Annotated in this window: 10 protein-coding genes; 2 read left to right on the top strand and 8 right to left on the bottom strand. The window is 59.8% G+C overall.

The genetic code is table 11. The annotated features are described in order from the left end of the window. Positions 1-20 precede the first annotated feature (20 nt). From gmk to fabD, 7 genes are all read right to left on the bottom strand, one after another. Entirely contained in the window at positions 21-683 is a 663-nt protein-coding gene (gene gmk / locus QO002_RS09410; protein ID WP_307228931.1) for a guanylate kinase, read from the bottom strand. A gap of 2 nt (positions 684-685) precedes the next feature. After that, positions 686-1,573, bottom strand: a complete 888-nt coding sequence (locus tag QO002_RS09405; RefSeq protein ID WP_307228929.1) for a YicC/YloC family endoribonuclease — start codon at positions 1,571-1,573, stop codon at positions 686-688. Positions 1,574-1,745: 172 nt separating this feature from the next. Beyond that, a complete protein-coding gene (gene mltG / locus QO002_RS09400) occupies positions 1,746-2,924 on the bottom strand; it encodes an endolytic transglycosylase MltG (RefSeq protein WP_307228927.1) in 1,179 nt (392 codons plus the stop codon). 335 nt (positions 2,925-3,259) lie between these two features. Further along, complete coding sequence (fabF, locus tag QO002_RS09395) at positions 3,260-4,522, bottom strand: beta-ketoacyl-ACP synthase II (RefSeq protein WP_307228925.1); 1,263 nt, start codon at positions 4,520-4,522, stop codon at positions 3,260-3,262. Positions 4,523-4,741: 219 nt separating this feature from the next. After that, complete coding sequence (locus QO002_RS09390) at positions 4,742-4,978, bottom strand: acyl carrier protein (RefSeq protein ID WP_056314938.1); 237 nt, start codon at positions 4,976-4,978, stop codon at positions 4,742-4,744. 313 nt (positions 4,979-5,291) lie between these two features. After that, positions 5,292-6,029: a 3-oxoacyl-[acyl-carrier-protein] reductase gene (fabG, locus tag QO002_RS09385; RefSeq protein WP_307228922.1), complete on the bottom strand. Its 738-nt coding sequence runs from the start codon at positions 6,027-6,029 to the stop codon at positions 5,292-5,294. Between the two features lie 79 nt (positions 6,030-6,108). Then, positions 6,109-7,050: an ACP S-malonyltransferase gene (gene fabD, locus QO002_RS09380; protein WP_307228920.1), complete on the bottom strand. Its 942-nt coding sequence runs from the start codon at positions 7,048-7,050 to the stop codon at positions 6,109-6,111. Between the two features lie 262 nt (positions 7,051-7,312). On the opposite strand from fabD, the gene QO002_RS09375 reads away from it, so the two are divergent. Continuing rightward, positions 7,313-8,356: an aldo/keto reductase gene (locus QO002_RS09375; protein WP_307228919.1), complete on the top strand. Its 1,044-nt coding sequence runs from the start codon at positions 7,313-7,315 to the stop codon at positions 8,354-8,356. Positions 8,357-8,461: 105 nt separating this feature from the next. On the opposite strand, the gene QO002_RS09370 is transcribed toward QO002_RS09375, so the two are convergent. Next, positions 8,462-9,505: a class I SAM-dependent methyltransferase gene (locus QO002_RS09370; RefSeq protein WP_307228917.1), complete on the bottom strand. Its 1,044-nt coding sequence runs from the start codon at positions 9,503-9,505 to the stop codon at positions 8,462-8,464. Between the two features lie 279 nt (positions 9,506-9,784). Between QO002_RS09370 and QO002_RS09365 the strand changes: the two genes are divergently transcribed. Beyond that, positions 9,785-11,785 carry a putative bifunctional diguanylate cyclase/phosphodiesterase gene (locus QO002_RS09365; RefSeq protein ID WP_307228915.1) on the top strand — a complete coding sequence of 667 codons (2,001 nt, stop codon included), beginning with the start codon at positions 9,785-9,787 and terminating at the stop codon, positions 11,783-11,785. Positions 11,786-11,926: the final 141 nt, after the last annotated feature.

The following is an 11,926-nucleotide window of genomic DNA, read 5'->3' as shown; positions in this document are numbered from 1 at the left end:
GTCGCACCCGCGGTGCGGCCTCAGAACGGATTTTCCGTCAGCAATCCATTGACGAATTCGAACAGGCCGGGCCGCCGGTCGCGGCGCAGGCGTTCAGCCTCGACAATCGCCTGGACCGAGGCGAAGGCGCTGTCGAGGTCTTCGTTGACGACGATATAGTCGTATTCCAGCCAATGCTCGATCTCGGAGCGGGAGTTGGCGAGCCGGGTGGCGATGACTTCTTCGGTGTCTTCCGCGCGGCGGTGCAGTCGTGATTGCAGTTCGGCCATGTTGGGCGGCAGGATGAAGATAGAGACCACATCGCCGGCCATCTTTTCCTGAAGCTGCTGGGCGCCCTGCCAATCGATGTCGAACAGCATGTCGCGGCCCGCGGCCATCGCCTGCTCGACAGCGTCTCGCGGGGTTCCGTAGAAATTGCCATGAACCTCCGCCCATTCGAGCAGTGCGTCGGTCTTGCGCAGGCTCTCGAATTCGCGGACGGACTTGAAGAAGTAGTGGCGCCCCTCGATTTCGCTCGGCCGGCGCTGGCGGGTGGTGACGCTGACGGAAATGCTCATCTGCGGATCGGCTTCCAGCAGGTGGCGTGCAATCGTCGATTTTCCCGCACCGGAGGGCGATGAGATAACCAGCATCAGGCCGCGGCGCGGAATGGTGATGGAGGAAGGGCGGCGGGTGGGGCTCATGGTCACTCCAGATTCTGGACCTGTTCGCGGAACCGGTCGATCACGACTTTCAGTTCAATGCCGGCAGCCGTGACGGTCGCCGAATTGGACTTGGAACAGATGGTATTCGATTCGCGGTTAAATTCCTGGGAAAGGAAATCGAGTTTACGCCCGACAGGGCCACCCTTGTCGATGAGATCGCGGGCGGCGGCCACATGGGCATGTAGCCGGTCGATTTCCTCGCGTATATCGGCCTTGGCGGCGAGCAGCGCCACTTCGCCGTAGAGCCGGTCACGATCGAGCGATACCGAACCATCCATCAGCAGCGAGACCTGGTGCGACAGACGCGCGGCAATCGTCTCGGGACTGCGGGACGGATCCGCTTCGATGGTGCGCGCCAGCTCCTCGATACGGGCGATCTGACCCAACAGAACATGGCGGAGGGCTGCCCCTTCCGTTTCGCGCATCAGCATGATGTCGTGGAGAGCCAGGCGCAGTGCAGCCATGATGTCGGCATCGCGGGCTGCCCTTTCGACTTCCTTCTCCTCCGGCTCGCGGAAGTCGACGATGCCGCGTACGGAAAGCAGCGTGTCCAGGCGCAGGGGCGCAGGATCAATCATCCCGGCCAGTTGTTCACGCAGTGAGAGCACGGCAGCAAGCGCGCCCTGGTTGACGACGGTTTCGACGCCCGCCTCGCTGGCGCTGATCGAAAGCCCGATCTGCATGTTACCGCGCGAAAACATCTCGCCCGCCAGCTTTCGCACATCCGCCTCGATGTTTTCCGTGCCGACAGGCAGGCGCAGTCGTAAATCAAGCCCCTTGCCATTGACCGAACGGAGCTCCCAGGCCCATCTGTAACGGCCTGAGGAACCTTCGCGGCGGGCAAACCCGGTCATCGACTGCAATGGCATGATTATCCTCCGGCATCGCGCTTCCCGCTCCAGGACGGCAGCAGCGAGGCTGTTTGGGTCGCAACCTCTCAAATGGGCTTGGCGACCTTGCGAAAATGTTTACGGCCCCGGTGGTGCCTCCCGCAAGCGGTAAGCACACCGAGGCCGCGTGATCCACAGCTGCCGTTCGAGATTACTCCTGAACGGGAGTATCCGGCGACGTCTTGCCCGCTGCAGCAGCCTTTTCCGCCTCGATCTTGCGCCAGCGGCGGACATTGGCGTTGTGCTCGTCCAGGGTCGTGGCAAAGACGTGACCGCCCGTACCATCGGCAACGAAGTAGAGGTCTTCGGTACGCGACGGGTTGGCGACGGCTTCCAAGGCTGCGCGGCCCGGATTGGCGATCGGCGTCGGCGGCACGCCCTTGATCATATAGGTGTTATACGGTGTCTTCTTGTCGAGGTCGGACTTCAGGATGGGTCGATCGGCCGGTTTACCCTCTCCGCCGAAGATACCGTAGATGATCGTCGGATCCGATTGCAACCGCATGCCTTTGTCGAGCCGATTGAGAAACACCGAGGCGACGCGCGAGCGCTCGTCCGCAATACCCGTTTCCTTCTCGACGATGGAGGCAAGCGTCAAGAACTCTTCGCGGGTGGCGACCGGAAGGTCCGGATCACGCCGATCCCAGATCTGGTCGACAAGCGCCTTCTGCGCCGCCGACATCTGGGCCACGATCTCGCCGCGCTTCGTGCCGCGCGAGAACTTGTAGGTATCCGGGCGAAGAGACCCTTCCGGCGGCAGCTCAGCCGGCAGGTCACCCTCCAGCACAGGATCGTTGCGAAGCCTGTCGAACATCTGGCGGACCGTCAGCCCTTCCGGCAGGGACACCGAGTAGAGGATCGACTTGCCCGATTTCAGGAGCTGCATGATCTCCTGCATGGACGAGCCGGCCTTGATCTCATATTCACCGGCCTTCAGCGTATCGTCGTCCAGATAGGCTTCAGACATGAAGCGGAACACGCGGCCATCCGAAACGATCTGGTTGCGCTCGAGATTGGAGGCGATTTCCTGAATGCCCGCGCCGTTGCGGACGATGAAATTGGTGTTGGCGGTCAGCAGGCCCTGCGCCTCATAGGCGGTCATCGCGTAATAGACGGTTCCGGCTGCGGCAATCGTCAGGAAGACGATGAGCGTCATCAGGAAGTTCAGGAAGATGACGAGCTGGCTGCGCGCCTTGCGCGACCGCTTCGGCGGCATCGGCACCTTTTCGGGGCGAAGCGCCTCATTGGCCGACTTGGGGATGATCGGCCCCTTGCTGCTTGCTTCACCACGGCCGAAAGGCACTGCGCTGTTGTCGTTTGCGTCGCTCACGATTGTCCTGAATCCGGATTTCGCATCATTCCCGTGTCTCGTCTTCCCGACGCGAACTCCGGAAGAGAGTCGGGAAGGAGCAAATATTTATACGCAGCAGTTTGCGAAGAAAGGCCGTTTAACACGGCAACGCGCACTCTTGATGACTGACGCGCTCCTCCAGAAGACCACCGCCCGCATCGCACGTTTGATCCGAGCAATGCGGCAAAAACAGGATAATCGCAAAATTATCCATCTATACAGTACCCGCCACCCTCTTGCGTCAGCTAGGAGACAATGCCGGGCCGGCCGCGCGGACCACGAAGGTGGCCTGCGCAACAGATATGGCGAGCATATCAGGCGGAATAGCGCCGCAGGACAAGCGACGCATTGGTGCCGCCGAAGCCGAAGGAATTCGACAGGGCGACATTGACCTCGCGCTTGCGTGCCTTGTGGGGAACCAGATCGATCTTGGTTTCGACGGACGGGTCATCAAGGTTAAGCGTCGGTGGCACGATGTTGTCGCGGATGGCAAGGGCGCAGAAGATCGCCTCGACAGCACCGGCGGCACCGAGCAGATGACCAATAGCCGATTTGGTCGAAGACATGGAAATCTTCGATGCACTTTCGCCGACCACGCGCTCAACAGCGCCGAGTTCGATCGTATCGGCCATGGTCGAAGTGCCATGGGCGTTGATGTAGTCGATTTCGGACGGATCGATCCCGGCCCGCTTCAGTGCCATCTTCATGCAACGATAGGCGCCATCACCATCTTCGGACGGAGCGGTGATATGATAAGCGTCGCCGGACATGCCGTACCCGACGACCTCGGCATAGATCTTGGCGCCGCGCGCCAGCGCATGGTCCAGCTCTTCAAGCACGACAATGCCGGCTCCCTCGCCCATGACGAAACCATCGCGGTTCGTGTCATAGGGTCGCGATGCCTTGGTCGGATCATCATTGTGCTGGGTGGAAAGCGCCTTGCAAGCGGCGAAGCCGGCAAGTGCGATGCGCGAAATTGGCGATTCCGTGCCGCCGGCCACCATGACATCGGCATCGCCGAACCCAATCAGCCGCGCAGCATCGCCGATGGCATGCGCGCCGGTGGAACAGGCCGTAACGACGGAATGGTTCGGGCCGCGCAGCTTATGGCGGATCGACACCTGCCCGGAGGCAAGGTTGATCAGGCGGCCGGGAATGAAAAACGGGGAAACGCGGCGTGGGCCTTTGTCGCGCAGCGTATAGCCGCCCTCGACAATGCCTTCGAGACCGCCAATACCGGAGCCGATCAGAACGCCAGTAGCAATCTGGTCGTCGTCGGTTTGCGGATGCCAGTCGGCATCCTGCAACGCCATGTCGGCGGCCGCCATTGCATAAATGATGAAGGAATCGACCTTGCGCTGTTCCTTCGGCTCCATCCAATCGTCGGGATTGAACGTGCCCTTGGTTCCATCACCGAAGGGAATGCGGCAGGCGATTTTTGCTGGGAGATCTTCGACTTCGAATTCAGTAACCTTGCGAGCGGCGTTTTCGCCAGCCAGAAGCCGGGTCCAGCTGACCTCGGTTCCGCACCCCAAGGGAGATACCATGCCGGTACCGGTGATAACGACACGTCTCATAAAGCGTGATCCACCCTGCCTGTTGTTCCAGAACCGGACCGGACCTCGCGCTTATTTCCGGACCCGTACATCCACGTCTTAAATTTTAACAGGAGCAGCCAGGTACGGAAGCCGAAACGGCCTTCCTAAGCCACCCCTTTTTACATCCCGCGAGGGAATGAGGCCCTCCTCGCGAAAGGGCTGCTGGCGGGCCGCGTCGCGCCCCGCCTTGCCTCGAGATCAGGCCTGGGCCTTCTCGATGAACTTGACGGCGTCGCCGACGGTCAGGATCGAGTCAGCGGCATCATCCGGGATCTCGACGCCGAATTCTTCTTCGAAAGCCATAACCAGTTCGACGGTATCGAGCGAGTCAGCGCCGAGGTCGTCGATGAAGCTTGCGCCCTCGGTAACCTTCTCGGCATCAACGCCAAGATGATCGATAACAATTTTCTTCACGCGTTCTGCGGTGTCGCTCATGTCGGATTCCTCGACCTTTGTTTTCTATACGGCGCCGTTCTGACACCGGTATCTCCATAACGCCTGATAGACCAAGACGGTCTACCGGGCAATCCTTGCAATCGGAAGAGTGGCTGCACGCGGCCACAAGCCTGCATACGCCTACACTACTTCCGCCGACTGCGCACAGTCATGGCCCGATTAACACGGTTTAACGCCTGCGCAAAGCCTGAAAATTACCGACAACGGCTTGGTCAACATGCGATTTCCGGACTTTAACCATGCTCTTTCACCCTTGCCGAGACCACGCCGCGGCAAGGGATCGAAAGCTGGATCAGATCATTGCCATGCCGCCGTTGACATGGATGGTCTGGCCTGTGATGTAGCCGGCCTCGTTTGAGGCAAGATAGGCAACCGCAGAAGCGACTTCCGCACCCGTTCCCATGCGTTTCATCGGGATGGCGCCCATGATGGCGTCCTTCTGCTTTTCGTTCAGCTTTCCTGTCATGGCGCTTTCAATGAAACCGGGGGCAACGCAGTTGACCGTGACGTTGCGGGTGGCGATTTCCTGCGCCAGCGACTTGGAAAAACCGATCATACCGGCCTTCGATGCACAATAATTGGCCTGGCCCGGATTGCCGGTAACGCCAACGATCGAGGTGATGTTGATGATGCGGCCATGGCGGCGGCGCATCATCGGATGGGTCAGCTCGCGCGTCAGACGGAAGACGGAGGTGAGGTTCACTTCCAGAACCGCATCCCAGTCGTCATCGCTCATACGCACGAAGAGACCGTCCTTAGTGATGCCGGCATTGTTGACGAGGATGTCGACACCACCGAGCTCCGCCTCTGCCTTTTCACCCAGAGCCTTGACGGCATCGCGGTCGGAAAGATTGGCCGGGAACAGATGCACGCGCTCACCGAGAGAGTTGGCGAGTTCTTCCAGCTTTTCGACGCGGGTGCCGTGCAGGCCGACTGTCGCGCCCTGCGTATGGAGAATGCGGGCGATTTCCTCGCCGATGCCGCCGGATGCGCCGGTGACCAGGGCCTTGCGGCCGGAAAGATCGAACATTGTGCGAGTTTCCTCTTTTTAGAGCGAATAGGGAGTTGCGAATAGGGAATGCGGGGTAAGCTGTTCCCTATTTGCTCCTTCAGATGAGTGCAGCGAGCGCGGCCTCGATATCGGCAGGTGTATTGACGGCAATGCCGTTCACTGACTTGTCGATACGGCGCGCAAGACCGGTCAGCACCTTGCCGGAGCCGATTTCATAAAGGGTGGTGATGCCATTGGCGGCGAACCATTCGACCGTTTCGCGCCATCGCACCTGCCCGGTCACCTGCTCGACGAGCAGGCCGGTGATGGTGGCCGCATCTGTTACGGGTGCTGCCCGTACATTGGCGATCAACGGAACGACCGGGTTGGAGGCCTTCACGTTGGAGAGAGCCACGCGCATGGCTTCCGCAGCCGGCGCCATCAGGCTGGAATGGAACGGTGCGGATACAGGAAGAAGGATGGCGCGCTTGGCACCTTTTTCCGTCGCCAGCGCAGCGGCCTTCTCGACGGCTTCCTTTTCGCCGGAGATCACCAGCTGGCCACCGCCATTGTCGTTGGCGATCTGGCAGCTGCCAAGCGTCGCGGCCTCTTTGCAGATGGCGTCGACGTCGCTGTGCTCAAGGCCGATGATCGCGGCCATCGCACCCTTGCCGACAGGCACCGCCGCCTGCATGGCGTTGCCGCGAATGCGCAGGAGCCGCGCCGTATCGGCGAGCGAAAAGGTGCCGGCTGCACAGAGCGCCGAATATTCGCCGAGCGAATGGCCCGCGACGTAGGAGACCTTGGATTTCAGATCGAGACCGCCGGCCTCAAGAACCCTGAGGGCCGCGATCGAGACTGCCATCAGCGCCGGCTGGGCGTTCGCCGTGAGCGTCAGTGTTTCTTCCGGACCGTTCCACATGATGTCCGAAAGTTTCTGGCCCAGGGCGTCATCGACCTCTGCGAAAACGGCGGCGGCTTGCGGGAATGCCTCGGCCAGTTCCTTGCCCATGCCGACGGCCTGGCTGCCCTGACCTGGAAATGTGAATGCGATACCCATGGGACGATCCTTCCCTGTTTTCCTCTCCATTCACATTCCTTTGCCGCGAGTCAAGGCTTGGCAGACATCAACGAAATGCCTCTGCCCCGCAAATTCGGCTTGAACTTGGCTCGCGGGGGCTTAAGTTTGCGCCGCACACCCTGCCGCCGCGCCTCATCCCTAAAGGCTGCCGGCCGGCTTCATATCATCATCTTCCCGGCTGACCACGCTGCCTCTTCAGGACCGCGCCGGCGCCGTCTCCAAACCAGAGGTCATTCTCCCGATGCAATACAAGTCGCTCGGCTCTGCCGATATCCAGGTCTCCGAAATCTGCCTGGGCACCATGACCTGGGGGTCGCAGAATACCGAGGCCGACGCCCATGAACAACTTGACTACGCGGTCTCAGAGGGCGTGAACTTTTTCGATACGGCGGAGCTTTATCCGACCACGCCGCTGTCTGTGGAAACCTACGGGAATACCGAGCGCATCATCGGCAACTGGCTCGAAAAGCGCGGTCGGCGCGATGACGTGGTGGTCGCGACCAAGATCGCCGGCCCCGGCCGCGATTATATCCGCGGCGGTGGACCGATCACGCCGGAAGCAATCGAGACTGCGCTCGACGCAAGCCTGAAGCGCTTGAAGACTGACTATGTCGATCTCTACCAGTTGCACTGGCCGAATCGTGGCCACTATCACTTCCGCAATTCCTGGACCTACAATCCGTCCAAGCAAGATCGCGAAAAAGTCGCCGCCGAACTGCTCGCCATTCTCGAAGCTTTGGGAAAACAGGTGCGTGCCGGCAAGATCCGCGCCATCGGCCTTTCCAATGACACGGCCTGGGGGGCGCATCGCCTGCTCAATCTTGCCGAGAAACATAGCCTGCCGCGCGTCGCTTCGATCCAGAACGAATACAATCTTCTCTATCGCAGCTACGACCTCGACCTTGCGGAACTCTCCCATCACGAAGATGTCGGGCTTCTCGCCTATTCACCCCTCGCCGCCGGCCTGTTGTCCGGCAAGTATCTCGATGGCAGCAAGCCAGCCGGTACGCGCCTGACAATCAATGGCGATCTCGGCGGGCGTTACACCCCGCACCAGGAACCAGCCGTCTCCGCCTATATCGACCTTGCGCGCCAACACGGCATCGATCCGTCGCAGATGGCGCTGGCCTTCTGCCTGACGCGTCCTTTCATGGCTTCGGTCATCATCGGCGCGACATCGATGGCTCAGCTGAAGGACAATATCGCCGCGGCGGATGTGCAGCTTTCCAAGGAAGTCATGTCCGGCATCGGCAAAATCTTCCGCGCGTATCCGATGCCAATCTGAGAGACGATACCCGTCGAAATTACGGATCGAACAGTCTCGCATATAACAATGGCCCGCCGATTGGCGGGCCATTGTCGTTTCCGGCTGTCGTTTCCCGCTTTGATATCAGGCGTTCTTCCGGATCGTGCCGTACACGATATTCCGGTTTTCCCCGAACCAGACTTTCGCCTCGACGCTGTTGCGCTCGACGCTGGAGTTGACGACGCGCCACATGTCCGCTTCGGAGCGGAGCAACAACGCCCAGTTCATGTAGGATTCCATATAGCCGTCATCGACCATCTCGTCGGCGAAGTTGGCGAACAGGAAAACGCCGCCAGGCTTCAGCATGTCCATGCAGGTCTGCGTCAGCTTGATCGCCACCTTGTCGTTCAGATAGTCGTAGAGACCGGCCGCATAGATGAAATCGAACGTGCCCAGCTGGTGCTTCTTGCTCAGGAGTCCACGGACGGAACCGTCGATCGCCTCGATGCAGGTGCCCTGGAAATCCCTGGTGATCGAGCCGATGCTGATCGGATCCTGATCGAGGGCGACCCAGCGCTTTATTCCACCCTGCTTGAGCGCAACGGAATTGTCGGCTTCACGCAGATGGCCGGCAGCGATGGTCAATATCTCGGTTTCGGCGCCCTTTTCGGCGGCAAGTTCATCGACGTGCCACGTCAGAATATCGCGGCGCTCCCTGACGGCAACCGGACCCGGCGCGTTGCGGGTGTATTCATAGATACCAAGCCCCAGCGGCGTCGATTTTTCAACTTCGTGGGCAACGGCCGGATGGCCGTAAATAAAGTCGATCAGGCTTGCATCGCCGGAATAGCCACGCGGCTTCTCGAACGACCAGCGCGTGAACGGATCCTGCTGGAAGATCTTTGCCGAGGAATGTTCCTGCACGATCGGGATGAGTTCATGCCAGATGCTGGGCTCATATTTGCGCCGGACATCATGAAGCGCGCCGATAAGCCATTTTACGGCTTGCGCCGGATCCCGTCCCTCGTCGATCCGCTGCGTCGCAATACGCATGACAAGAGCCAGCTCTGCCTTTGCTGTCGGCAGCAGCTCTTCGTGACGATTTGTTTTGGAAGAAGACAGTTCGGATGTAATAGCTTGGGGTGTAATAAGACTATGGCCGTCGAGAGCAATCTGGAGCTGTGACACGCGAACCTCTTTCGTTACTGGAATATTAACATTATGCGTAAGATTGCGCGTAGTTCCAGCTATGGCACAGATTTTCGTTGTATATGGTTAACTCCCCATAAAATCTGGGGGTTTGTTGAATTTAGAGAAACTTAATGCAGATCGCCTATGGTGCCCTGATGCGCTTTGCCGCCCTGATAGGTTGTCAGGCGTTTCAAGGCGCTTGGGCGTTCCACATGACTGCCGGTTGCAGGAATGAACCTCGCTCTGGAAAGCACGACGCAACGCAATGGATGGTGCATGAGGCACACGCTGGCCGACGTTGAGACCGATCTCCAACACGAGCCGCCGAAACCGGCGTCCGAAGAACTGCGCACGCTCTATCGCGAGGAGAGCGAAGACACGCGCAAGCGTGCCACGCGGCAGGGCCTGTGGATCGCCGTCGCTGCCTACCTGCTCTATTCGTTGACGGACCTTCTGCTCGTTCCTGACGTGGCGATCTACACGATCCTCGCCCGTTTCGTGGTCGGTATCCTTGCTGTCTCGACCATCGAAATTCAACTTCGCCTGAGGACCAGCGCCGATGTGATTGACGCCACTTCGGCCACGGCTGTCGTGCTCGCCTATCTCGGCTGGCTTTGCACTGCCCTGATGACGGCGGATACGCAGGCTATTTCCTATTACATGGTGTTCGGCGCGATCTTCATGATGAGCGTCAACCTCTTCTTCAGCTTCCAGTTCCGGCTGGCGATCCTCGCCTCGGGGACGATGATGCTGATCTTCCTGGCTGCGCTTGTAACGTTTCCGCCGATGGCGCTGATCTATAAGCTGACCTTCGGGGCATTCTGCGTTTCCTGCCTGATTTTTACGTCCTATGTGAATTTCAAGCTCAACAAGGAGCGCTACAAGGTCTTCCTCAACGCGCTTGAGGCACGGTTCCAGCAGAACGAAGCCGCGGAACGCGGCAAGGCGCTGCTGAGACTTTCGAACACCGATCCGCTGACCGGCCTTGAAAACCGTCGCGCCATCGACAACCGGCTGCGCGGCTGCTGGGAAGGCTGGCAGAAATACGGGCGCAACTTCGCCGTTCTCCTCATCGATGTCGATTTCTTCAAACGCTACAATGATTGCTACGGGCACCAGGAAGGCGACCGCTGCCTCGTGCGGGTTGCCAACGGACTGAGTGACGCGATCTCGCCCCACAATGCCACCATCGGACGTTACGGCGGCGAGGAATTCATCGTTCTTGCGCGTCTCGACAGGCGCGAGCAGGCGGGCGAACTTGCCGACGTTATCTGCCGCACCGTCGAAGGCATGGCGTTGGCGCACGGCCAGCGGCGGGATGGTACGTCCATCGTCACCGTCAGCATCGGCGCCTCCTTCACCCGCAACCAGTCGGGCACCAAGCTGGAAAAGATCATTCACGAAGCCGACCGGGCGCTCTATGCCGCCAAGGCGAGTGGCCGCAACTGTGCCAAGCTCTTCGATCCGAACGATCCGCAGAGCAGCGACGAAAGCGAAAACATCGCGGCACTGCTGAAGATCGCGATCGACCAGAACCTGGTTTCCATGGTCTACCAGCCTATCCGCAATCTCAGTTCGGGCCGGATTGACGCGGCTGAAGCGCTGATGCGCCTCAAGATGCTGGACGGAACCTCTGTTCCACCCAGTCTTTTCATTCCGATCGCGGAAAGAACCGGTGCGATTCTCGAATTGGGACGCTGGGCAGTCAAAACGGTGTGCAAGGAGGTTCTGGCGAACAGTCTCGTTCCGGTTGCAAGCGTCAATGTCTCTCCCATTCAATTGAAGACACCGGGCTTTGCCGCCTCCATTGCCGCCGTCCTCGGTGAAACCGGGGTTGCCGGCGGCAGGTTGGCCTTCGAGATCACTGAAGGTCTCGAAATGGAGATGAATTCGGACATCCTGCGCTGCATCAGCGACCTGAAGATGCTCGGCATCCGGATCTGGCTCGACGACTTCGGAACCGGCTTTGCCGGCCTGTCATGGCTGCGGCTCATCGACTTCGACACCGTGAAGATCGACCGCTCATTCCTCCATGACTGCAACACGGAGCGGGGCAAGGCGATGCTGCAGGACATCATCAGCCTGGTGCGCAACCGCGGCCACAAAATCCTTGTGGAGGGCGTGGAAACCGACAGCCAGCTCTCGCTGATGCACAAGTTCAGGATAGACCAGGTTCAGGGTTACCATGTGGGACGGCCTGAGCCGGCTGCCCGGTTTCGCACAAGCGTCATCGAAAGCGCCGTGACGGTCAGAACCTCGAAGCCCGCGCGGCTCTGAGGTCCTTATTTTCCCCTCACCCCTTGCTATCCGGGCAAAAATCCGTATAAGCCGCCGTGTTCGAAACACCCGGTCTTCTGGCTGGTGGCTGAACGGAGGGCCGGTTTCCCGATAAGAAACCTGTCAGGACCAAAGGGGTCC

The sequence above is a fragment of the Pararhizobium capsulatum DSM 1112 genome (genome assembly GCF_030814475.1).
Lineage (GTDB): Bacteria > Pseudomonadota > Alphaproteobacteria > Rhizobiales > Rhizobiaceae > Pararhizobium > Pararhizobium capsulatum.
The sequence above is the reverse complement of the archived record's forward strand: the minus strand, read 5'-3'. Positions and strand labels throughout refer to the sequence as shown.